The organism is Hahella ganghwensis DSM 17046 (assembly GCF_000376785.1).
Taxonomy (GTDB): Bacteria; Pseudomonadota; Gammaproteobacteria; order Pseudomonadales; family Oleiphilaceae; genus Hahella; species Hahella ganghwensis.
Genome location: NZ_AQXX01000130.1, coordinates 92,197 through 116,486, shown reverse-complemented (window position 1 = coordinate 116,486; position 24,290 = coordinate 92,197). Strand labels below are relative to the sequence as shown.

22 protein-coding genes are annotated in these 24,290 nt (G+C 48.4%); 7 read left to right on the top strand and 15 right to left on the bottom strand.

Annotated elements, in window-relative coordinates; translation table 11 throughout:
• The 14 genes from F566_RS0121170 to ffh form a co-directional block, all read right to left on the bottom strand.
• A partial coding sequence (locus tag F566_RS0121170) for an IS110 family transposase (RefSeq protein ID WP_020409034.1) occupies window positions 1–298 on the bottom strand: 298 nt, incomplete at its 3' end.
• A gap of 197 nt (window positions 299–495) precedes the next feature.
• On the bottom strand, window positions 496–2,100 hold the full coding sequence (locus F566_RS0121165; RefSeq protein ID WP_020409033.1) for a glycerol-3-phosphate dehydrogenase/oxidase: 1,605 nt from the start codon (window positions 2,098–2,100) through the stop codon (window positions 496–498).
• 173 nt (window positions 2,101–2,273) lie between these two features.
• Window positions 2,274–2,816, bottom strand: a complete 543-nt coding sequence (locus tag F566_RS0121160) for a hypothetical protein (RefSeq protein ID WP_020409032.1) — start codon at window positions 2,814–2,816, stop codon at window positions 2,274–2,276.
• Between the two features lie 62 nt (window positions 2,817–2,878).
• The gene (recJ, locus tag F566_RS0121155; protein WP_020409031.1) at window positions 2,879–4,666 is read right to left on the bottom strand and encodes a single-stranded-DNA-specific exonuclease RecJ; all 1,788 of its coding nucleotides are present in this window, start codon (window positions 4,664–4,666) and stop codon (window positions 2,879–2,881) included.
• An 11-nt stretch (window positions 4,667–4,677) separates the two neighbouring features.
• A complete protein-coding gene (gene thrC / locus F566_RS0121150; protein ID WP_020409030.1) occupies window positions 4,678–6,069 on the bottom strand; it encodes a threonine synthase in 1,392 nt (463 codons plus the stop codon).
• Window positions 6,070–6,166: 97 nt separating this feature from the next.
• Window positions 6,167–7,462 (bottom strand): homoserine dehydrogenase, encoded by a 1,296-nt coding sequence (locus F566_RS0121145; protein ID WP_020409029.1) that lies wholly within the window; start codon window positions 7,460–7,462, stop codon window positions 6,167–6,169.
• 226 nt (window positions 7,463–7,688) lie between these two features.
• On the bottom strand, window positions 7,689–8,882 hold the full coding sequence (gene alaC, locus F566_RS0121140) for an alanine transaminase (protein ID WP_020409028.1): 1,194 nt from the start codon (window positions 8,880–8,882) through the stop codon (window positions 7,689–7,691).
• Window positions 8,883–9,280: 398 nt separating this feature from the next.
• Window positions 9,281–9,970 carry a DsbC family protein gene (locus F566_RS0121135; protein ID WP_020409027.1) on the bottom strand — a complete coding sequence of 230 codons (690 nt, stop codon included), beginning with the start codon at window positions 9,968–9,970 and terminating at the stop codon, window positions 9,281–9,283.
• 187 nt (window positions 9,971–10,157) lie between these two features.
• Window positions 10,158–11,048: a site-specific tyrosine recombinase XerD gene (gene xerD, locus F566_RS0121130; RefSeq protein WP_020409026.1), complete on the bottom strand. Its 891-nt coding sequence runs from the start codon at window positions 11,046–11,048 to the stop codon at window positions 10,158–10,160.
• A 141-nt stretch (window positions 11,049–11,189) separates the two neighbouring features.
• Window positions 11,190–11,546, bottom strand: a complete 357-nt coding sequence (rplS, locus tag F566_RS0121125; protein WP_020409025.1) for a 50S ribosomal protein L19 — start codon at window positions 11,544–11,546, stop codon at window positions 11,190–11,192.
• Between the two features lie 33 nt (window positions 11,547–11,579).
• The gene (gene trmD, locus F566_RS0121120) at window positions 11,580–12,326 is read right to left on the bottom strand and encodes a tRNA (guanosine(37)-N1)-methyltransferase TrmD (RefSeq protein WP_020409024.1); all 747 of its coding nucleotides are present in this window, start codon (window positions 12,324–12,326) and stop codon (window positions 11,580–11,582) included.
• 1 nt (window position 12,327) lies between these two features.
• Window positions 12,328–12,852: a ribosome maturation factor RimM gene (gene rimM, locus F566_RS0121115; RefSeq protein WP_020409023.1), complete on the bottom strand. Its 525-nt coding sequence runs from the start codon at window positions 12,850–12,852 to the stop codon at window positions 12,328–12,330.
• 35 nt (window positions 12,853–12,887) lie between these two features.
• Entirely contained in the window at window positions 12,888–13,139 is a 252-nt protein-coding gene (gene rpsP / locus F566_RS0121110) for a 30S ribosomal protein S16 (RefSeq protein ID WP_020409022.1), read from the bottom strand.
• A gap of 208 nt (window positions 13,140–13,347) precedes the next feature.
• Window positions 13,348–14,730 carry a signal recognition particle protein gene (ffh, locus tag F566_RS0121105; protein ID WP_020409021.1) on the bottom strand — a complete coding sequence of 461 codons (1,383 nt, stop codon included), beginning with the start codon at window positions 14,728–14,730 and terminating at the stop codon, window positions 13,348–13,350.
• A gap of 281 nt (window positions 14,731–15,011) precedes the next feature.
• On the opposite strand from ffh, the gene F566_RS0121100 reads away from it, so the two are divergent.
• The 5 genes from F566_RS0121100 to F566_RS0121080 all read left to right on the top strand — a co-directional run bounded on the left by F566_RS0121100 (window position 15,012) and on the right by F566_RS0121080 (window position 21,291).
• Window positions 15,012–15,818 carry a cytochrome C assembly family protein gene (locus F566_RS0121100; RefSeq protein ID WP_020409020.1) on the top strand — a complete coding sequence of 269 codons (807 nt, stop codon included), beginning with the start codon at window positions 15,012–15,014 and terminating at the stop codon, window positions 15,816–15,818.
• 67 nt (window positions 15,819–15,885) lie between these two features.
• The gene (locus F566_RS0121095; protein ID WP_026180190.1) at window positions 15,886–17,145 is read left to right on the top strand and encodes an HlyC/CorC family transporter; all 1,260 of its coding nucleotides are present in this window, start codon (window positions 15,886–15,888) and stop codon (window positions 17,143–17,145) included.
• Between the two features lie 155 nt (window positions 17,146–17,300).
• On the top strand, window positions 17,301–17,906 hold the full coding sequence (locus F566_RS0121090; protein ID WP_020409018.1) for a Yip1 family protein: 606 nt from the start codon (window positions 17,301–17,303) through the stop codon (window positions 17,904–17,906).
• Between the two features lie 260 nt (window positions 17,907–18,166).
• On the top strand, window positions 18,167–20,476 hold the full coding sequence (locus F566_RS0121085; RefSeq protein WP_020409017.1) for a DUF1631 domain-containing protein: 2,310 nt from the start codon (window positions 18,167–18,169) through the stop codon (window positions 20,474–20,476).
• A 50-nt stretch (window positions 20,477–20,526) separates the two neighbouring features.
• Window positions 20,527–21,291 (top strand): energy transducer TonB family protein, encoded by a 765-nt coding sequence (locus F566_RS0121080; RefSeq protein ID WP_020409016.1) that lies wholly within the window; start codon window positions 20,527–20,529, stop codon window positions 21,289–21,291.
• Window positions 21,292–21,386: 95 nt separating this feature from the next.
• On the opposite strand, the gene grxD is transcribed toward F566_RS0121080, so the two are convergent.
• Window positions 21,387–21,713, bottom strand: coding sequence for a Grx4 family monothiol glutaredoxin (gene grxD / locus F566_RS0121075; RefSeq protein ID WP_020409015.1), 327 nt, complete (start codon window positions 21,711–21,713; stop codon window positions 21,387–21,389).
• Between the two features lie 346 nt (window positions 21,714–22,059).
• Here grxD and F566_RS0121070 point away from each other — a divergent pair, with 346 nt between their 5' ends.
• Together F566_RS0121070 and argF are read left to right on the top strand one after the other, a co-directional pair.
• Entirely contained in the window at window positions 22,060–23,256 is a 1,197-nt protein-coding gene (locus F566_RS0121070; protein WP_026180187.1) for an aspartate aminotransferase family protein, read from the top strand.
• 119 nt (window positions 23,257–23,375) lie between these two features.
• Complete coding sequence (gene argF, locus F566_RS0121065; RefSeq protein WP_020409013.1) at window positions 23,376–24,290, top strand: ornithine carbamoyltransferase; 915 nt, start codon at window positions 23,376–23,378, stop codon at window positions 24,288–24,290.

The following is a 24,290-nucleotide window of genomic DNA, read 5'->3' as shown; positions in this document are numbered from 1 at the left end:
CCTCACAAATGGCTTCTGCATCGGCAACATCGCTCTTATTAGTCTTCACATAGGGTTTGACATATTGGGGAGGCATCAGACGAACATCATGACCTAAGGAACGTAATTCTCTCGCCCAATAATGAGCACTTCCGCAGGCTTCCATGCCAATCAAACAAGGCTCTAGATTGCGAAAGAATGATTTAAGATTATGGCGATGAATAGCCTTATTCAGAAGGCAATTACCATCTCGATCAGAGGCATGGATCTGAAAAATATTATTGGCCAAATCAATACCAATAACGGATATACTTTTCATAATATATCCCTCCAGGTTTAACTAACTTCTCAGCCTGTTCAGTATAGAAAGGGAGCGTCCGTATCATTATTTGGAAAGGAAGTCTAAAGATGAGAAAGTTTCATTTCAAGGCAGGAATTACAAAAAGTTTAAAATCTAGCCAAAGGGTCTAAACGAAAGTTTAGGGAGACTGATCGCTAACTAATCTGTCTTTTTTACTAATGCGACCGAAAATACTCCTCCCACTTCGCATCAGCCTCAGCGCCGAATAGAATCTTGCAGGCTTCCTTTAATCCTGGGGCAGCCTCAACGACATCATTTCTAACAACTAGCGAAATCTTGGAGCGGCGGCGTAGAAAATCTTCCAGTTTTGTGATCATCTCCCGCCGGGCGGCAAGCTCAATTTCACAACGGATATATTCGGCATTTTCGATCAATAGATCCGCCTTGGAGGGATCGGTGCGGATCTGATCCAACAGGTGGAAAGCATGGGCACCGTAGCGACGCCAAAGCCTGACAGAAAGTTGCTCAGAGGAACTTGGAGAGGTGTGTTCATCCAGCTCCATCATGGCGGCTTGATGGAAAAAGTCATCCCGGGTGGCATCCGATGGCTCTCCGTACCAGATTTTCTCAGGGTAAGGCACTCGCACCCCCAAGTTTGATACGTCATCACAGATTTCATCGCCTACATTAATGCAGTCTGTCAGTTTGCCACCATAGATACTGATATGCCGACTTTCCCGGTCGACATCAATGGCATGCTTACGGGACAGCTGCAGCCAATCGGTCGTATCTCCTTCACTGCCACTCACCACCAACGGCCGTACACCACATCTTTCCGCCACAATATCGGCTTCCGTCAGTGGCTTGCTCAAGTTGAGCCGGGCATTGATATTGTCGAGCACAAAGCGTCGATCTTCATCGGTGATATGGCTATAGGGTGATTCCATTCGCGTATCAGTGGTGCCGATACAGGTCTTGGGCCCCATGGGAATAACAAAAAACAAACGACCATCGTCAGCGAAGAAGGTCAGGACGCGCTTGTTGGGCGTCAAGCGGTCCACAATAAGGTGAACTCCTTTCGAAAACACATGTCTGTGACGGGTTTTCTGTCCCGTCATTTTATTGTGCTCATCAACAAAGGGACCACAGGCATTAATTAGGACTTTGGACTGAATTGTAAAAGTATCGCCACTAATGACATCTCTCGCTTCGACGGACCAGAGCCCACCGAATCTTTTGCCACCCAATGATTCGACGTAATTCGCAGCCGTACATTCATAGTCCATGGCAGAACGGATAAAGTTAAAGACAAACCGGGCATCGTTATCGTGCAGATAGGCATCAGAATATTCGAAACCACCAGCCGCTCCTTCAGTATTAACGATCCCTTCTTCTTTACGGATACGCTTAGGCGTCAGATATCTCGGGAATCGAGTAAAGCCGCTCCCCATAAACCAGTAAAGAACGGCTCCCAGATAAAGAAACCAGGGAGGATAGCGAAAACCTTTTTTAATCGTGGTAAAGAAGCGAATTTCCTGAACAGTGGAAGGGTAGCTGCGCATTAACCTGTTGCGAGACATACAGAGTTTCCGGACCAATCCGAACTCGTAAGTCTCCATATACTTGATCCCACCCCAGGCAAGATTAGAGGAGTGTTGACTGGTGAAACCGGCAAAATCCCTTTTATCGATCAATGCAACTTTAAGCCCGCGAGCGGACAGTGCTGCCGCAGAAACGGCACCGTTGATGCCGCCGCCGAGTATCAAAACGTCAAACGTCTGATGTTGCAGTTTCTGGATATTATTCTGGCGTAAATCCATTCATCCCTCCTGCCTATCATAGATAAGTGTAGACGAGGAATAACGGAGAGAGTAAATCACTGTAGGAGTTGCCGGACAGGTAACAACCATGCACGGTAGAAGCTATCATTGAAATGCGACATCTGACAGCACTTTGGCTGCAACCAGAACACTGTCAGAGAGACATCGAGAAGCTATTTAATTGCCCATTGGGCTGCGTTAGGAAGTGACTTGAGTTCGCCTACCAAAGTTTGTTTATCTTCATACTTCAGCGGGTTTATATCGAACCAGGTTCTGATGCCACTGCCGGCACTTTCTTGAACGCTATGAAAAACGTAGGGAACAATTGTCGCTTTCCCATCTTCCAGCTCAAAAGGAATTCCCAATGGATAGCCATCCCCAACCCCATGAGAAGAACGCCAGCCTTTAGTACCAACCCACTCTAACCTGGAAATCTCATAAATTCCCGGGGCAAGACCTGTCACCACTTCAAAGGAAGAACCTCCTGGTGATAGACCAACTTTTTCAACATCCACCAGATTACCGCTTTCATCTTCCATGGAAATCACCAAAATGTAACGCTTAGTCCACTCTTCCAACGAAGAATTAGTGTCTTCCTTGGAGATAACCAGCACAGACTTTTCTGCAGATGCAGCTGGAAATTGCTGGTTGGCACATGCGGAAAGACCCAGTACAAGAAAAATGGCGGCCAATGCGGCCGTGATATCCTTAATCACGTTAAGACTCCTTATAAACATCAAAAAGACGACAAACTATCAAGGCGGCGCATTATGCACGATCACACCGGCTCTGAATAGTCCACCAGCAACTGCAGATTGATTTCACCTCGAAAGCGATTGATATCAAGCTTGTAAACCAGACGAACTTTACGCCATTGGTCATAATTGATTGACGGATCCACATTAAATTGGATGCCATCAAGCATCAGTCCTGACTTTGGTTCGGTCACGGTCAACTTGAGGTGATGGCTACCGACAATACGCCAACTGACCATTTCAAACTCACCATCGAATATCGGCTCAGGGAACGCCTGCCCCCATGGGCCAGCCGTTCTGAGCTGCTCGGCTGAGCTGAGAGTTAACTCTGCCGGAGAGAGCTCTCCGTCAGTAACGATAGTCGCTTGCAGATCTTCTTCGGTTAATGAATGGCCTACTTCTTTGGCGAAAGCCTCTGAAAACGCCGGAAAATGCTCTGCCTTCAGGGTCATTCCAGCCGCCATGGCATGACCACCAAATTTGCTTAATAAGCCTGTGTTTTTTTTGGCAATCGCATCCAGGCAGTCCCGGATATGCAAACCAGGAATGGAGCGGGCGGAACCTTTGATCTCACCATGATCAGCTGGCGCAAACGCTATCACCGGCCGGTGTAACCTGTCCTTAATTCTGGAAGCAAGAATACCGATCACGCCTTGATGCCAGGAATCCTCATACAGGCACACTCCGGGCGGAACATCCCCTTCCAGCTCTCCCAGATTTGAGAGGATACCCAGTGCCTGTTGCTGCATATCCTTTTCAATCGACTTTCGCGCATGATTCAAGCCATCAAGTTCCTGAGCCATCGCCCTGGCCTCTTCCATATGGTCCGTCAGCAGACATTCAATCCCCAGGCTCATATCCTCCAACCTGCCAGCAGCATTCAATCTAGGTGCTACGGCAAATCCCAGGTCAGAGGCAACCAGGGTGGAAGGAGAACGATTAGCCACTTCCAGCAATGCCGTTATTCCAGGCCGGCAACGCCTTGCACGTATACGCTTAATCCCCTGATCGACCAGGATTCGATTGTTCCCATCCAGAGGAACAACATCGGCCACTGTTCCCAACGCAACCAGATCCAACAGCTCGGCAAGATTCGGCTCCGCAGTCCCTGTTCGCGAATAATAATCCAACTGCCGTAATAAGCGGCGGACCGCGAGCATGACATAAAAAATCACCCCGACACCCGCGACAGCCTTACTCGCAAATTTGCAACCCGGCTGATTCGGATTGACGATCGCATCCGCTTCAGGAAGCTCGTCTCCAGCCAAGTGATGGTCAGTCACCACAACTTTCCAGCCAAGCGCCTTGGCAGCGGCAACACCCTCAATACTGGAGATACCGTTATCCACTGTCACCAGAACATGCGGGCTTCGTGAAGCTGCGACTTCGACGATTTCAGGCGTCAGTCCATAGCCAAAATCAAAGCGATTGGGAACGATGTAATCCACCCAGCGAGCGCCCATCATTCTGAGGGCCAGAGTACCGACTGTTGTGCTGGTAGCGCCGTCAGCATCGAAATCTCCAATAAAGAGAATTCGTTTCTGATCGGATATCGCTTCCGCAAGTATTTTGGCTGCCTGGTCAACTCCCTTTAGCTGCTCAGGGGGAAGCAACCGTTGAAGGCTGTAATCACAGTCTTCAGGAGACAGGACGCCTCTCGCGGCATAAATGCGCTGAATTAAAGGAGGGAAGTTTTCGCCTGACGGCGGTGAAGACAGCTTCGGCACTGACCGACGCACAATCTTTTTCTTCAGAAGCGTATCGGGTTTAGGTTTACCCGATACACTTGAAACGGAGGAATCCATGGACATTTAGAATCTAATCAGGTCAGATGCTCCCGAACAAAATCCTGCACTGCCTTCAGGTCGTTTTCCACCACAGTGAATCGCTCTTCCCGCTCGAACAAATCAGCCATATGGTGAGGCAGCTTGGGCTCTTCCTCAACCCCGGCCTTTTTCACCGCTTCCGGGAACTTCGCCGCATGCGCGGTAGCCAGCGTCACCATCGGAACTTTTATATCTCTCCGGCAAGCCCGTGCAGCAGCGACGCCGATGGCGGTATGTGGATCCATGATCTCTTCAGTCTGCTCAAACAACTGCTGAATGATTTCCAGGGTTTCAGTATCGTCCACCCGATGAGAATCGAACAACTGACGCGCCTGCTTCCAACGATAATCTTCAATGGACACATCTTCAGAACTCATCCGCGCCATAAGGTCTGCCAAAGCATTACCGTCACGCCCGTACAGGTCAAACAAAAGACGCTCGAAGTTTGAGGACACCACGATGTCCATGCTAGGGGACAAAGTATGCAGCAGAGGCTGCATCTGATACAGATTCTGACTCATGAAGCGATGCAGGATATCGTTCTGATTGGTCGCAATAACCAACTGATTAACCGGCAAGCCCATATTCCGAGCCAGGTAACCAGCAAAGATATCGCCGAAGTTACCTGTAGGTACAGAAAACGACACACTGCGGTGAGGAGCACCAAGGCTGATACCGGCATGAAAATAGTAAACAATCTGAGCCATGATACGGGCCCAGTTAATTGAGTTTACCGCCACCAGCTGTCGGTCTTCCAGGAAAGACTGATCATTGAAACTGGCTTTGACCATGCGCTGGCAATCGTCAAAGTTACCCTTTACTGCCAGGTTGTGTACATTTTCGCCAGGAACTGTGGTCATTTGACGGCGCTGAACTTCAGAGACCCGCTCATGAGGATGAAGGATAAAAATATCGACGTGTTTGGAATGACGACAACCTTCTATAGCCGCTGACCCTGTGTCACCAGAAGTGGCACCAAGAATCGCTACCTTTTGCTGACGTTTCTCCAGAAAGTGATCAACCAACCGGCCAAGAAGCTGCAACGCGTAGTCTTTGAACGCAATGGTTGGTCCATGAAACAACTCCATCACCCACTCATTGGGAGCGATTTGTTTCAATGGCGCACAACCGGTGTGAGCAAAACCCGCGTAGGTTTCCTCGACCAGATCAGTAAACTCTTCCCTGCTGATGCATCCTTCCACAAACGGATACATGATATTGACTGCTAATTCCGCATAGGACAGACCATTCCAGGAAGCAATCTCCTCCATGGTAAATTTAGGCAGAAACTCAGGGACGTATAACCCACCATCAGAGGCCAGTCCTGTCAGCAGGACTTCTTCAAAGTTCAAGGCAGGAGCCTGGCCACGGGTACTGATATATTTCACTGTAATTACCTTTGAAGCTTGTAAAAGGGCCACTAACGCGGCGCCTTAATATTCTGTATGTTGTCGGAGAAATTCTGTGAGGATACAGACTCCGGTCTTAATTAAGCGCAGCCACCCGGATCCGCATTACCTCACCCCGGACTTCGGACAGCGCCTCAATCGTGGCAATAGCATGATCCATATTTCTTTCCTGAATCCGGTGGGTAATCATGATCATAGGAATCAAGCCATCAAACTGCTCACTTTCCTTCTGCACAATTGACTCAATATTAATACCATGCTCACTCAGTATTTGTGCCACCTTCGCCAGCACGCCGGGATGGTCTTCCACCAGGATGCGCAGGTAGTAAGCGCTGACCACTTCCTCTACAGGCACCACTGTCAGGTCTTTCAGTTGATCATCACTATGGCCCAGGGAAGGAACACCAACATTAGCGCCTTCTTTAGAAGCACGGGCAATATCCACGAGATCTGCAATAACCGCAGAAGCTGTCGCTTCAGCTCCCGCACCGGCGCCATAATAGAGCGTCTGCCCTACCGCATCGCCATCAATCACAACAGCATTCATCACGCCATCGACTTTCGCAATCAACTGGTTTTCAGGAATCAGCGTGGGATGAACTCGCAACTCAACGCCAGTTTCAAGTCTTCGCGCAATACCCAGGTGTTTGATGCGATACCCAAACTCTTCGGCGTACTGCACATCTTCCGGAGCTACTTTACTGATTCCTTCGGTGTAAGCGCGCTCAAACTGAAGGGGAATACCAAACGCCACTGATGCAAGAATTGTCAGCTTATGAGCCGCGTCAATTCCCTCAACATCAAAGGTAGGATCAGCTTCAGCATAACCAAGCGCCTGAGCTTCTTTCAGCACATCTTCAAAGGCTCGCCCTTTATCGCGCATTTCGGTAAGGATAAAGTTTCCGGTACCATTAATGATTCCGGCTAGCCAGTTGATTTCATTGGCAGCCAGACCTTCACGCAAGGCTTTTACGACTGGAATACCGCCCGCAACAGCCGCTTCGAATGCAACGGTCACTCCCTTTTCCTTCGCCAAAGCAAAAATCTCGTTACCGTGCTCTGCAATCAACGCTTTATTGGCCGTCACGACATGCTTGCCATTATTGATGGCCTTTATAATCAACTCCCGCGCGACGGTTGTTCCACCGAGCAACTCAACTACAACCTCTACTTCCGGGTTTTCCGCTACGGCAAAAATATCAGTTGAGAAAGATGTTTGTCCCAATTCGCATGCTGGATTGGGGCGTCTGGAACCAACCTGCACAATCTCAATAGGCATTCCGCAACGAGCAGCAATTTCACTCCCATTACGAGTCAGAACATTAAAAGTTCCGCTACCTACAGTGCCTAGACCGCACAGACCAATTTTCATTTCTCATCTCCACTAATACAGCAGTTCGCTTGGTTATCCCTGGAATTCAGGGGTAATTTCTATAATACCTCTAATCAGCCACTGCGTTGCCATCGCAGGTTAACGTTCTTCAGAGGCTGAATATTCTATGTTGTTAGGTTACTAAATCATCTTAGGGTGTTTTCTATATTCAGTGCGATGTCTAAGGTCAGTTTGTTACTGCCCCCTGCCAGATTCATTACGTCTATCACACTTCATCTACTATCAAACCATCATTCCGAAACATCGTTTTGATCCCTCGTATAGCCTGTCGAGTACGATGTTCGTTTTCGATCAAAGCGAATCTGACATGATCGTCGCCATAGTGACCGAAACCTATGCCCGGGGACACCGCAACTTTGGCATCCAACAACAGCTTCTTGGAAAACTCCAGCGATCCCATTTCCCGATATTTTTCAGGAATTTTGGCCCAGACAAACATGGTGGCCTTAGGTGGAGTGACTTCCCAACCCACAGAGTTCAGCCCCTTGCACAATACATCCCGACGGCGCTGGTACATATCCCTGATGTCTCCGACACATGTTTGGTCTCCTTCGAGAGCCGCAATAGCGGCGACTTGGATCGGAGTGAAGGTTCCATAATCGAGATAAGATTTAATTCTTGCCAGTGCCGCAATTAACTCAGGGTTCCCACAACAGAAACCGACCCTCCAGCCTGGCATATTGTAGCTTTTGGACAATGAAAAAAACTCAACGGCTACCTCTTTTGCGCCCTCAACCTGAAGAATAGAGGGGGCTTGATAACCGTCAAAAACTATATCCGCATAGGCGATGTCCTGAACCACCCAGATTTTATGCTCTCTGGCAATAGCAACGACTTTTTCAAAGAACTCCAGCTCAACACACTGAGTAGTGGGGTTCCCGGGAAAGTTCAATACCAGCATCTTTGGTTTTGGCCAGGACTGGATAATGGCATTTTCCAGTTCGGCAAAAAAATCCACTTCATCATTCAATGGGACATGCCGGATGTCAGCCCCTGAAATAACGAATCCGTATGGATGTATTGGATAACTGGGATTAGGCACCAACACCGCATCGCCCGGCCCCATTGTCGCAAGAGCGAGGTGAGCCAGACCTTCCTTTGAGCCAATAGTGACTATCGCTTCCGTTTCCGGATCGAGATCCACGTCATAGCGATTCTTGTACCATTGCGAAATCGCCCGCCTAAGCCGTGGAATTCCCTTGGATTGAGAATACCTGTGGGTGTCATCCCTTTGTGCGGTTTCGGTCAGTTTATCAACAATATGCTTGGGTGTCGGCTGGTCGGGATTCCCCATCCCAAAGTCGATAATATCTTCTCCTCGTGCTCGCGCCTGCTGCTTTAACTCCCCGATCACATTAAAGACATAGGGAGGCAGGCGACTTATTCGCGCGAATTCCATTATCAACTCCAGATTAAATATTTTACGGGATCTAAGACCATCGAGAACAGGGCAAGATACCTCCCCTACAGCCGGCTGTCAACGTAGGCGAAAGCAGTGGCGACGAGGGATTCAGGGCAGTTTAATTCAAAAGTGAGTATCAATAGCTAAAAACGGGAGGCAAAGCCTGAATAAATATAAAAATCTACCCGGTATAGGCGAGAGATCTCAGCCCTCACGACACAAATGCCGCCATCTAAAGAATTGCTAAATCCAATCAATATGGGGCAAATATTCTGGTAGAAAGTCAGATTAAAACTGAGACGGTAACCGGATGAGAGAAATAAAAAGGGAAGGAAACAAATTGGCCAGAGATTAACTAATCTCTGGCCAATTAAGTAACAAGTGTAAGATTCGAATTAGTTTGCAGCCAATCCTAAACCTTTAGCAAGTGACTCTGCTGGCACATAACCCGGAATCAGGCGCCCATCGTCGAGAACAATTGCCGGTGTTCCTGTAATCCCGATTTTGTTACCGAGCTCGTACTGGTCAGATACCGAATTTTCACATTCTTTAGCCTGAGGCACCTTACCTGCCTTAGCCACGGTCATGGCAGCTTGACGGTCATCAGCACACCAGACGGAAACCATTTTGGTATAACTGCTCGAACCAACACCAGCCCTTGGATAGGCCATGTAGTTTACCTGAATACCCAGCTCATTAATTCGCGCAATCTCCCTGTGCAGTTTGCGACAGTATCCGCAATCAACATCGGTAAATACGGTAACTTTAGCCTTCGGCTCACCTTCCGGTTTGAATACAACCAATTCAGACTCAGGCACCGCATTGACCAATTCAGCTCGAGTACTTTCCCGACGCTGCTCCGCCAGATTTGTAATCCGACCATCTTCAACCTTATAAATATCACCTGCCACGAAGTATTTTCCGTCGGAACTGATATAAATCAGGTTTGGATTATTGGACTCTACCTCGTATATACCTTCCAGCGGACTGGGGCTAACTTTAACGATTCTCAGCCCTGGCACAGCCTCAGCAAGTCTCTGTTTAATGACTGTCACCGGGTCATCAGTCTCTGCTTGAGCACTCATCGCTCCTGACAGAACCATACCCAAAATTACTACACATCGAAAAAGCCGCATGCCTTGTCCACCAATTATCTTTAGTCCTTCAACTAACTTACACAATAGTACTTTGCACTTCCATGACATCTACGTAACCTTTGAACTCAATAGGAAAGGCAAGCCAGCCTTTCTTAACGGAGTGTGGCAGAAAACATTACCCCCGCGGATGATGCTGAGAATGAAGTCTCTGCATACGCGCTTTGGCCACATGAGTATAAATTTGCGTCGTAGACAGATCACTATGTCCCAAAAGAAGCTGAACGACCCTTAAATCCGCACCATGATTCACCAAATGGGTTGCAAAGGCATGCCTCAAAGTATGCGGCGTGATATTTTTCCGAATACCGCTTCTTTGTGCATATAACTTTATCCGATGCCAAAAGGTTTGACGTGTCATCTCCCGCCCTCTCAGGCTGGGAAATACAACAGACTGACCACCCCCGACAACGAGCAGCGGCCTTACCGCGGAAAGATAGTCCTTTAGTGCATCCAGAGCAGCATCACCAAGTGGCACCAACCGCTCCTTACCTCCCTTACCCATCACCCGGACCACCCCCTGTTGCAGATTAAGCTGTTCCAGGTGCAAGCCCACCAATTCCGAAACTCTGAGCCCGCTGGCATAAAGAACTTCGAGCATCACGGCATCCCTGTGTTCTATCTCCAAATCCTTGTCCGGCTCATCCAGCAAGCTGTCTACTTCGGATTCAGTTAATGATGAAGGCAGGCTTCGCTGAACTCGGGGATGTTCGATCTTTAGCGTGGGGTCTTCGGGGACTAACTGCTCGCGAAGCAAATATCGGTAGAAGCGTCGCATTGTCGTCAGCGTCCGCGCCGATGAAGTACTTTTCGCTCCCTTCTTCATCTTTGCTGCGAGGTAAGTCAACAACTCTTCTCTTCGAGCTTTATGAAGACAGCTATTTTGTTGCAGAAGCCACAGCGACAACTTTTGCAAATCAGAGCGATAGGCTGATTGAGTGTTCTTTGACAACCCTGCCTCAAGCCACAAGGAATCAATGAATTTATTGATAAGCAGTTGATCATCCATAGACGACTACCGGTAGACACATATAAAGCTGACAACTCACTCTTGCAATATCAGCAGACCTAACTTGATCTGCAGTTGCACTATATTTCAGGCATAAAAAAAGGCGGTTAATTACCGCCTTTTTTTAACTGATCGACAAGCTTAGTCAAGCTTCTCTTTAATACGAGCAGCCTTACCACTAAGGTCACGCAGGTAGTATAGTTTCGCTTGACGAACATCACCACGACGCTTGACTTTAATGCTGTCAACCAAGTTGCTATAGGTCTGGAAGGTTCTCTCAACACCAACACCGTAGGAAACTTTACGTACGGTGAATGCAGAGTTCAGGCCGCGATTACGCTTAGCAATAACCACACCTTCGTACGCCTGTAAACGCTCACGACTTCCTTCAACAACTTTTACATTAACTGTAACTGTATCACCCGGAGCAAACTCTGGGATCTCTTTAGTCATCTGTTCAGCTTCTAGCTGACTGATGATTGGATTTTTGCTGCTCATGGCTCGCTCCTAAACTGATCCGACGGATTCCAACTAATTCATGTTTAACTTTTCATGCCGGATTTGCTCAACTATCTCGGATTCTTCCGACGATAGCCTCCGCCCTTCCAACAAATCTGGTCTGCGCTCAAGTGTGCGTCGAATCGACTGCTCTAACCTCCAGCGCCTGATTTTTGCGTGATTACCGCTCAGCAACACATCCGGAACTTGATGGCCTTGATAGACCTCCGGACGGGTATAGTGCGGACAATCCAACCAGCCGTTTTCAAATGAATCCTGCTCTGCAGATTCGTGATGCCCGAGCACTCCAGGAACAAGTCGTGCCACGCCATCCACAACGGCCATGGCGGCAATCTCGCCACCACTGAGCACGAAATCTCCGAGCGACCACTCTTCGTCGACTTCACACTCAATTATTCTTTCATCAACCCCTTCGTAACGTCCGCACAATAAAACCAAACCCGGAAGGTTTGCAGCAGATCTCACCAAATTCTGCCTGATTGGACGCCCCTGAGGGCTCAAATAAACTGTTTTACTCCCTTCGGGAGCTGCCTGCTTAGCGGCGTTCAATGCCGCAACCACCGGCTCTATCTTCATCAACATCCCCGGGCCACCACCGTAAGGCCGATCATCAACCGTACGATAATTATCAGTAGCAAAATCCCGAGGATTCCAGGTTTCCACCTGAATCAACCCTGATTTAACAGCCTTACCGACCACTCCCTGATCAGTCACAGCCTTCATGGATTCCGGAAACAGGGTTACGATTCCAAAAAACACTCTAAAATTCCGGATCCCATTCGACAGTGATCAATCCTTCATCAAGCGCCACACTCTGGACAACTTGTTCAGGCAGATAGGGAATGAGGCGTTCTCGGCCGTCAATGCTGCCCTGATCAGGCTTCACAACCATCACGTCGTTTGCGCCGGTTTCCATCATATGATCTAACACACCAAGCTTTTCACCCTGGGTTGTCGTCACTTTAAGCCCCTCAAGTTGATACCAGTAGTAATCACCCTGGCTCAACTCGGGTAGTTGCTCAACCGGAACTTTAATGGTTGACCCAACCAGAGACCTGGCCACATCTCTATCAGCTACTCCTGAAATAGATGCAACAAGTCCCTTACCCTGAGGCTTTCCTTCCTGCAGAGATACCTGCTTCCGGGAGGAGTCTGGAAATTCCAACGTCCACGACTTGTATGAGAATACATTCTCAATTGGTGAGCTAAATGACTGAACCTTCACCCACCCTTTAATTCCGAAGACGCCGACGATTTTACCTAGTACTACCTCTTGGCTTGTCATCTGCGCCTCCAAACAACTTTATCACCAAACGGTGATTAAGCTGCCGCTTTCTGGTTTTCTTTAACCAGAGACTTAACACGCTCGGACATTTGCGCCCCGCGGCCCAGCCAGAATTCCAAACGCTCGCCATCCAAGCGAATGCGCTCTTCCTGACCACGAGCCTGAGGATTAAAGAATCCCAGACGCTCAATATAACGACCATCACGCGCATTGCGGCTGTCTGTAACAGTCAGGTGATAAAATGGACGCTTTTTAGATCCACCACGTGCTAAACGAATCGTAACCATCTCTGTTTGAATCCTGTTTCTTTATATAAAAATAAAACCTGGCCGCGGGCGTTTATCTTATTGCCAAATCGGCTCTCTACCTGAAAGGGCGCATATTCTACGCAATTATTCAAGCATTGAAAACCATTTTTTCGATTATTTCCGAACATCAGAAAATCGAATCAAAACAACCAACAACCTTACCCAATCAATTAATTCCAAAAAGCCTTTAAAAACGCCCCATTGGCGGCATTCCCCCTCCACCTGGAGGCATCATTCCCTTCATTCCGCGCATCATATTCATCATGCCGCCTTTCTTGGAGAACTTCTTCATCATCTTCTGCATCTGCTTATGCTGCTTCAGCAGACGGTTCACATCCTGAATCTGCATTCCTGAACCTGCAGCAATACGGCGCTTACGAGAGTTGTTGATAACATCCGGGTAGCGCCTCTCGTGCGGGGTCATTGAGCTGATCAACGCTTCCATATGCACAAACATTTTTTCATTCAGGTGTTGGGACGCCATCTGACTGACCTGCCCCATACCCGGGAGTTTATCCAGCAGACCGGACATGCCTCCCATATTTTTCATTTGCTGTAGCTGATCACGAAAATCTTCCAGATCAAAGGACTTGCCTTTCGTTACTTTCTTGGCGAGCTTTTCAGCCTTGGACTTATCCAGCTTACGCTCAGCCTCCTCGATAAGAGAAAGCACATCCCCCATACCAAGGATTCTGGAAGCAACACGATCCGGGTGGAATGGCTCCAAGGCGTCGGTTTTCTCACCAATCCCCAGGAATTTAATCGGCTTTCCGGTAATCGATCTGACAGACAGAGCGGCCCCACCCCGGGCATCGCCATCGGCCTTGGTCAGCACAACACCAGTAAGCGGCAATGCTTCATTAAATGCCTTTGCTGTATTCGCAGCATCCTGACCTGTCATGGAATCAACCACGAACAAGGTTTCTATAGGATTGACCGCCGCGTGCAATCGCTTAATTTCCCCCATCATAGTTTCATCTATGTGGAGTCGTCCGGCGGTGTCCAGAATAACAACATCAACGTAGCGGCGTTTGGCTTCCTCTATCGCCCCATTAGCAATATCGACTGGATCCTGATCGGCCGTGCTGGGGAAAAATTTAACATCAACCTCGCCAGCCAGAGTTTCCAGCTGTTTGATCGCCGCGGGACGATATATATCCGCACTGACGACCATTACCGACTTTTTGCGACGCTCTTTCAGCAGTCTGGCCAACTTGGCGACAGAGGTCGTTTTACCCGCCCCTTGCAAACCAGCCATCATAATGACCGCCGGGGGCTGGGTATTTAGATTGAGATCTTCATTACCCTGTCCCATCACTCGGACGAGTTCCGCCTGCACGATGCGAATAAACTCCTGGCCCGGAGTCAGGCTGCGCATAACCTCCTGGCCGACGGCTCTCTGTTTAACACCATCGATAAACTCTTTTACCACCGGAAGAGCAACGTCCGCCTCGAGCAACGCCATGCGCACTTCACGCAGCGTTTCCTTGATATTGTCATCGGTAAGCTTGGCCTGACCGGTAATTTTTTTGAGACTGTCGGAGAGACGTTCCGTCAGACTATCAAACATAACATATGTCTCCAGAGATCGATCGATGCGAGAAAGTTATTCGTAGCAAGGTTGCGGATTATAGCGAACACAACTGCAGAGTTCATTAATAACCCAACTTTCTTTCCAAACAGTTGCTAATAAGTCGGACCAATTCTAACGTGTTCGCATTAGTTGGCATTTCCGGCCACGATTGTATGTACAAAGAAGGGAGCTGCTCCTATGATGTTCGCAGCAGTTCCTGCATCTGAAAATTAAAGCATTGAAATTCAAAGATTAAGATATCCTGAAGAAGTTTCTTGATGAGCGCAATCACACTTAGCATTATTGCCATCATTATCTATACAACTGCAACGACCCTGCAGTTCGCGGTGTACCAGGGGAAAATCCCCCAACGCCCTAATATCGCCTTATTAATGGGTGTTCTTGCCGTGATCACGCATGCATTAGGTCTGTGGCCACACCTGTCCACGCCAGCCGGTGCGAATTTTAGCGTTTACAATACACTCTCGGGCATCAGCCTTGTCATTAGCTTTATCATTATTGTTTTCGCCATCAGCAAGCCGGTCCACAACCTTAAACTCATCATATTCCCAACATCTGTAGCAGCAATCATTGTGTCAATTAACGGCAGCGGACCACAACTTGTTGTATCCATGGATCAGACAGGCGTTCTTGTGCATGCCGCGTTTTCGGTGGTGGCTTATGCCGTATTTTGCCTCGCTGCAATTCAGGCAGTATTACTTTACGCACAGAATCGCCAACTTAAGTCCCACCTGACCGGTAGACTCGTCAAAGCTCTTCCACCATTACAAACCTCCGAAGCCATCTTGTTCGAAATGATCTGGACCGGCTTTGTACTGCTCACCCTGGCGATCGCTAGTGGTGCATTATTTGTTGAAGACTTGTTTGCCCAACACCTCGTGCATAAAACCGTGCTCTCAGTTGTATCCTGGGCACTGTTTCTGATTTTACTGGTGGGGAGAAAACTCTGGGGCTGGCGCGGTCTTCTGGCAGCGCAGATCACCATCGCAGGATTCGGTATATTGATGCTGGGCTTTCTGGGAAGTAAATTTGTCTTGGAAATTCTGCTGAACAAAACGCCTTGACGCTTGACACACCACTCCTCGTTCCTATTATGTTACTCACTGCTATTTCAAAGGATTAGACACCTCCTTGAACGATTCACCTATTCCGGTCTTACTCTTTATTCTTTTCATTCTGATTGTACTGTCAGGTTTCTTTTCGAGCTCAGAAACCGGCATGATGTCGCTCAACCGATATCGTCTGAGGCACTTAGCTAAAAACGGCCATAAAGGCGCCGCCAGAGCGAACAAATTACTCCAACGCCCAGACCAACTGATCGGCGTAATTCTAATTGGCAATAATTTTGTCAATATACTTGCAGCTTCAATCGTCGGTGTTATGGCCGAGAGACTATGGGGCGATCTGGGATTGGCAATAGCCCCCTTAGTCCTAACATTCGTTATTCTAATTTTTGCGGAAGTAACCCCCAAGACACTAGCCGCAACATACCCAGAGAGAATCGCGTTTCCAGCTTCGCTGGCTTTAAAACCGCTCCTAAAGTTACTTTACCCCTTTGTCTGGTTTGTAAATCTGCTATCTAACTCGCTGTTGCGCATGCTTGGTGTTAAAGCAATTGAAGGTGGGACAGAGCACCTATCCCGCGAAGAACTGCGCACCTTGGTGCATGAATCAGGTACCCGCATCCCTAAAAGGCACCGCCAGATGCTACTCAGCATACTGGACCTGGAGAAGGTCACCGTTGAGGACATCATGATCCCCAGAAGTGAGGTTACGGGGATAGATATCGAAGACGATATTGACGAGATAGTCGACCAGTTAAAAGCAGCTCAGCATACTCGACTTCCTGTATACCGGGGCGACATCAACAATATCATCGGCATCCTGCATCTGCGTAATGCAGCCAAGTTTTTGACTCTCAACGACTCCAACAAAGCAATGCTCCTGCAAAGCTGCCGGGATCCCTATTTTATTCCTGAAGGGACTCCGTTACACACCCAGCTTTTTAATTTCCAAAAAGAAAAGCGGCGAATCGGTGTCGTGGTGGACGAATATGGAGACGTTCAAGGCATAGCGACACTGGAAGACATTCTGGAAGAGATCGTCGGCGAGTTCACTACAGATATTGCAGCCACGAGCCCAGACATCACCCCCCTTGATGCTAATCGGTTCCTGATTGACGGCTCAGCGACCCTGCGAACCGTTAATAAAGTTCTAGGCTGGAAACTTCCTACCAATGGCCCCAAAACTTTAAACGGCTTAATCCTGGAAGCGCTCGAAGCCATCCCCGAGTATCCAACTTGCCTTAAACTCCATGGCTATAACGTGGAAATTAAACAAGTGAAAGATAATGTTGTGAAAGCCGCAATCGTTGCCCTGCCTGAGAAGTAGGGCATATCCATGACATATAGCAACATTTCTTATACGACCTGAGTCTAAAGAGAATCTGTTTAAAAGATCAAATTATAAGCAACTCCTTGACTATAAATTGCACTGCCACTATCTAGTTAAGTGTGAGATAAAAATAATAAGGAGGCTTCCTAACCATGATTCTGGAACACACTCTCGGGTTATTCACCCATCCGGACGAAGAGTGGCAATCTATCCGTGAGCAACACGCCACTACCGGACGCCTATACATACAACATACGATAGTACTTGCACTGATTCCGACCATCGCCGCCTATATTGGTACCAGTCAGGTGGGATGGCAGGTTGGCAGCGAGGAGATCGTCAAACTCACCCCTGGAAGCGCACTGAATCTGTGCGTGCTGTTTTACATGGCCATCCTGGCTGGCGTTTATATTCTGGGTAAATTCATTGATTTTATGGCTGTCACTTATGGCGCCGACAACAAAAAGTATCCACACGGCATTGAATTGGCCGCTTATGGCGCAACCCCCCTATACATCATGGGAGCCATGGCCATCTACCCTAATATCTGGTTAAACATGTTCACCGGCCTGATCGGTGTTTGCTACTCAGTTTATTTGCTGTATGAGGGTTTACCTATATTGATGAAGATTCCCAAAGAGCGCGGCTTTCTTTTCGCGAGCAGCGTGCTTACCGTGGGCCTCGTCATGCTTGTCGCCTTGATAGCCACCAGCGTCGTTATATGGAGCTTTGGTATAGGTCCGGTTTACACAACCTAACGGACATGTGACAATATTTCGAAAGTTGAATAACAGGGTAAGGGGCACCCCCTTCCCTGTTTTACAAAAGACGATTGTACACACACGACAAATAGTGGATTAACAAGCGGATTTACGGTTCCAATGATAACTGTAGATTTTTCCATACAAAAACGTACAATAGTCATAAAAATCATAAATAAACACCGCCGAACGTTTCCAACAAGCAGGGCTGCTTAGCAGTTTGTTTTGATGCCCATTGGGCGCGACGGGAGAAGTTTATGAACAAGGGGAGCGGTGTCAGCTACATGCATGAACACCTCAATGCACGTACCAGCCCCTCTAATGAGAGTTTGAAGCAAAGGCTTCGTGACAACTCTATTTCCCTATTATCCAATCACTTGAATGCCATGTTCGATGGCATCGATGACTCATTTTTTGAGCTGGCCAATCACGCCCACACCAATAACGAACAAAATCGCTATTTTGAGGCGATGCGCGAAATACGCATCAAAAGGAAGGGTATCGAGAGTTTTTTACAACAAACTCTGAAAGATGCATTTGAAATTCCCCCAGAACCGGGCGATAAAGGCCAAGATGCATCTGATGATGTTGAGCTGGAAGACCTGACCCTTGTCCACAATGATGCACTGGAAGAGTCTGTCGCCGTCGAAAGCATGGTAACCAAGGCTCGAGCCAATTTCTCCGGCTCTCTGATGCAATTCCAGACCAGGGTATCCACACTCTATTCAAGCAGAACCAACAAGCAGGTAAATCCGCTGGACCCTGACCTTATCTGTCGAGCTTTTGCTGAGGTTTGCAGCGGTCTTGAAATCGAAATCAAAGAAAAGCTGATCGTTTTCAAACAATTTGACCGGCATGTCATGAATTATCTGGTCGAACTGCTGGATTCAGGAAATAGCATTCTCGTTCAGGCCGGAATACTTCCAAATCTTAAGTACACAACGACTAACAATAAGAGCCACCAGGCTCGCCAGTCGCAGGACAGTAAAGAACAAACAACAGACTCAGGCAGTCTGGGGAACGATAACTTCCCGCCGGAAAGCGACGTTTTCGAACAGGCTCAAGAGCTTCTGGCCTCTCTCCGTGGAACTGAGTACAGCCCGCCACAAGATGCTGGCAAAGGGCGGAAAGACTCTCAACACGTCGGCGGATTACAGCAGGAAACTGCCGCAGGCCAGCCCCAGCGCGGGCAGAACCGCATATTTGGAGGAGCCAATTTCTCAGGTAATCCGCAACTGGTTGAAGGCCCTCAACTTGTTAACATGCTGACAGACCTGCAGGATTCAATGATTTCCGAGAATCTTGCCGAAGGCCCTGTAGTAGCCGTTGACCTTAAGACCGCAGTAAAAGGCGTCCTTGAGGAACAATCCAAAACTTCCGAACGCCCAACCACTATCAGTCAGGTTGACGAAGACCTCATCAACCTGGTTTCCATGCTATTCGAGTTTATTCTCGACGATTACAACCTGTCCGCACCAGTGCAGGTCATGATCAGCCGCCTACAGATCCCCATTTTAAAAGTCGCCATACGGGATAAGAGCTTCTTCAGCAAGCCGAGTCATCCTGCACGAAAATTACTGAATGCATTGGCAAAAGCCAGTATTGGTTGGAGTGACGCCTCTGAAAAAAGCCGGGATAAACTGTACCAACAGATTCACGATGTTGTGCACACCATCCTGGAAGATTTCAACGGCGATATCGACCTTTTCGAGCGCCTGTACGATAGCTTCAACAACTACCTGGTAAGAGAAGAACGCAAGTCCAAACTGGTCGAACAGCGTACCAGAGAAGCTGAAATTGGCCGCGTAAAATCACAAAAGGCCAAACTGGTAGTCGACAGAATTCTTTACGAAAAAATCTCCAGCACTGCGATTCCACAAGTCGCTCTGGACTTGCTCAAGAGTGGCTGGAGTCGGGTCATGTTCCTGGTCTACCTGAAGGAAGGACGGGGACACCGATTCAGCCAGTGCGTCAAAGTCGTTGACGAACTTATCTGGTGTCTGCAAATTCACACCGATGAAGATGCACGTAAACGCTGGGTCCAGGTTGTCCCAAAATTACTGAAAAACCTCAAAGTTGGCTTGAAGGAAGTTGCCTACAATACTGGTCGCCTGGACGAAATGCTGCTGGACCTAAAGAAAGAGCTCACACAAACATTTAAGCAACAGTCTGTATCAGCAGCCATCAAAGATGCCCCAAAACCATTGCCGCTCACTGACCTACAAGCAGCCATTGAAGCTGCCGAGAAGAAAAAGATCCACGTTAATGATGCCTCATTGTCAGAGTTCCTGGAACAAATCGATAATCTGACACCTGGTGACTGGGTCGAGTTCAAACTGGTCAATGGCTCCCGGTTCCGCTGCAAACTGTCGACAGCGCTGGAAGAATCAGACAGTCTCGTTTTCGTTAATAGACTGGGACTCAAGGTTGTGGAAAAAACACGAGCAGAACTGGCCGATGAGCTGAATAAGGGAACCATGATCATTCTTGAGTCCGGCATGCTGATAGATCGTGCCATTGATTCAGTGATGAACAACTTGCGCAAAATGTCCGGAAAAGTGGCCTGAGAAATATCTCGGACCACTCTTCCTCTTCACTATCGTCCGCCTCACTCGCTATGACCAAGCTCGATTCTCACTATGGTTATCTGGTGCTCGCACTGGTCATATCGATATCTGTACACATTATTCTATGGTCTTTTCTCAATAAAAATTCACCTTCCCCTCAGCAAAGCACCACAATGACACTTGCTTTGGCCCCCGGGCAGCCAAAAAATCCAGGAAGACCCACAGACAATTCCAGCGCCCAACCAAGCTCCACTACAAATGAAGTCTCCGCACCTCCTCCCAATCGAGACGAAGATATCCATGACAATGCTCTCCCATGGAAACAGGCAACAAACAACGCATTCAAAGAATTGAGCCAATTATCGGCAAATAAACCCAACCTGGCCCGAATAGACAGTATGTTCAGCCAGAGTAATGCACGTGATCACGGCAATACCGAACAGCCGACCGGCAATGCCGGTGACGCAGAGACTATCAGGGATATGCTGAAATCAGCCCCTTCCACTCAAAGCGATTTCTGGCCGTACCTGGTCCAACATTTAGCCAATAACAAGTACCATGACAAGCAATACCCTTTCAGTGAACTGAATAGCGAGAAAGTCGTGGTGCTTAATCTTGGATTTCAGTCAAACGGTATGCTGGTACGAGCCAAAGTTGCGAGAAGCAGCGGGGATGAACAACTGGATTCCGCCGCCATCAGAAGCGCATATGCGGCTAATCCTTTTGAACCGCCGCCTTCATCAGATCGAGCGTTTGACTACAACTATCTGGTGCAGATCATTTATTCGCCAAATAAGGCTGATATCGGAGACTAAGCCCGATACTGTAGAGAGATGATGTGGAAGAAGGAAACAGGGGGCCTGTTACTTTGGAAATATCATGAGCCCCCACAACAGCACAAGAGGCGGGATTACTCGCTGGCAGCGGCAACCGCACTTTTGATCATATCCTGCAGCTCACCCTTCTCATAAAGTTCGCTGATAATATCGGACCCACCAACCAGCTCGCCTTTAATATAAAGCTGAGGAAAGGTAGGCCAGTTGGAGTAGGTTTTCAAATTCTCACGAATCTCCGGATGCTCCAGGATATTAACGTAAGCAAACTTTTCTCCGCACGCCATCAGAGCCTGCACGGCACGAGCTGAAAAGCCACACTGCGGAGCATTTGGAGCCCCTTTCATATAAAGAATGACGTCATTGCTGGAAAGCTGCTCTTTGATGACTTCAATAATATCCATAGATCCTGAACCTGCTAACTTTTAAAGGTGTATTCACATGTTGATGTGCCCGTATCGTACACAAACTTGCCGGGACGTCAAAACAGTTGACTATTTTACTATGTTTTTACCATAACCACTACAGAGGCAAATTGCCTCTTCCTACCACTCCATATCAGCCCAAACCCCAGACAATCCGCATCATTTCAGCGAAATTGCGTAGCGACATAATAATCTATACTATAACTATCCGACAGGCAGCCGGAGCTGCCTTTTTTTTTGTTGGTTTTTCGGGTATGCATATTATCAACCGATTTCTTTGGCAGGACATGCATGGCTCCGCGTTATATAGAGAGGTTTTACAGGAATGCCCGCCGCACCGTTAATGAGCACATATGGTAAGCTGCCGATCTCTTTCGCCAGAGGAGAAGGCTGCTGGTTATACGATACCAATGGAAACCGCTATTTCGACGCAATAAGCGGCATCGCAGTTTGTGGCCTTGGACACTCTCACCCTGCGGTGACAGAAGCCATCAGCAAACAGGCGGCCCAGCTGACTCACTGCTCAAATCTATTTCAAATTCCGAATCAGGAAACTCTTGGCGAACTCCTTTGTGATGTTTCCGGCATGGATAACGTCTTCTTCTGTAACTCCGGTGCAGAAGCCAATGAAGCAGCAATCAAGCTGGCTCGTTTATTTGGCAAGAAAAAGGGCATAGAAAACCCAGCAATTGTTGTCATGGAAAACTCCTTCCACGGCCGTACGCTGGCGACGTTGAGCGCGAGCGGGAACAGAAAAGTACAGGCGGGATTTGAACCTCTGGTAAGAGGGTTCGTGCGCACGCCATTTAACGATATCAAGACCCTTGACCATATAGCCGAGTCCAATAGTAATGTCGTCGCCGTTCTGATTGAGCCGGTTCAGGGAGAAGGTGGCGTAATTCCTGCCGATCCTGACTATATCAAATCAGTCGAAAAGCTCTGCCGTGATCATGGCTGGTTACTGATGCTGGATGAAGTACAAACAGGTAACGGCCGTACCGGCAGCTACTTTGCCTACCAAGAATACGGCATCACCCCTGATGTTGTCACAACAGCAAAAGGGTTGGGCAATGGCTTCCCTATTGGAGCATGCCTTGCCAGAGGTGAAGCGTCAGAAGTATTTCACCCAGGCAGCCATGGCTCAACCTTTGGTGGCAACCCATTAGCATGCGCAGCAGGAATTGCTGTCATCCAGACCATACAAAAACAAAACCTCAGCGCCAGAGCCCGGGAGCTTGGCGACAGATTATTAAGTCACTTTGAATCCCAGCTGGGAGGCACTGATTGCATCAAGGAAATCAGAGGCAAAGGTCTCATGATTGGCATTGAAATGAAGGAGTCCTGCCCGGAGCTGGTTCCTCTCGCAAACTCCCAGGGCCTGTTGATCAATGTTACCCAGGATAAAGTGATCCGATTACTCCCCCCGTTGATCATGTCGGATGCTGACGCAGATCATCTGGCCAACACACTCTGTACACTGATTAAGCTGTACGCCGGTGATGACCGCAAGAGCCCACGATAAATTCCGTCACTAGTTCTCTATACCCGGCATATATCGACAAATGCCGGGTAGGATTATTTTTCGCATTGCGCAAGAACAGGTAAAAACACCTACCCACTTTACGGAGACCAAGAAAGCAGATGAGCAGCAGACACTTCCTGACTCTGGGAGACCTGACGCAACAAGAACTTGACGGCATCATACAGCGGGCGATCAAGCTAAAACAGGATCATCGCAATGGTGTGCAATACATGCCTTTCAAGGGAAAGGTTCTGGGTATGATTTTTGAGAAGTCATCTACCCGAACACGTGTATCCTTTGAAGCCGGCATGAGTCAATTGGGCGGCTCAGCCATCTTTCTTTCTCCCAGAGACACTCAACTGGGTCGTGGAGAACCGATTGAAGACAGCGCCAGAGTCCTGTCCAGCATGGTGGATATCATCATGATACGGACATTTGAGCACAAGAAACTGGAAACGTTTGCCCAGTATTCAAACAGCCCTGTCATTAACGCCCTTACTGACGACTACCACCCATGCCAGCTTTTGGCGGACGTTCAGACGTATGTAGAGCACCGCGGCAGCATTAAAGGCAAGACCGTCACCTGGATCGGCGATGGCAACAATATGTGCAATTCTTACATCAATGCCGCTCGTCAATTTGATTTTAATCTGGTGGTTGCCTGCCCTGAAGGCTACGAGCCTATGCAGGCACTGGTAGAAGCGAACCAGGACAGGGTGAGCATAGTGCGGGATCCCGCTGAAGCTGCACGTCACTCAGATCTTCTTGTTACTGACGTTTGGGCCTCTATGGGACAGGAAGAAGAGCAGTTGCTGCGGGAAAAAGCCTTTGCCGATTACCAGGTCACCCCACAACTGATGGACCTGGCGAATAAAGACGCTCTATTCATGCATTGCCTTCCTGCACATCGGGGCGAGGAGGTCAGTCATGAGATGATGGAAGATCCCCGTGCTGTTGTCTGGGACGAGGCAGAGAATCGTCTGCATGCACAGAAGGCCCTAATGGAATTCCTGCTTCTCGGTGGGCAATCCTGA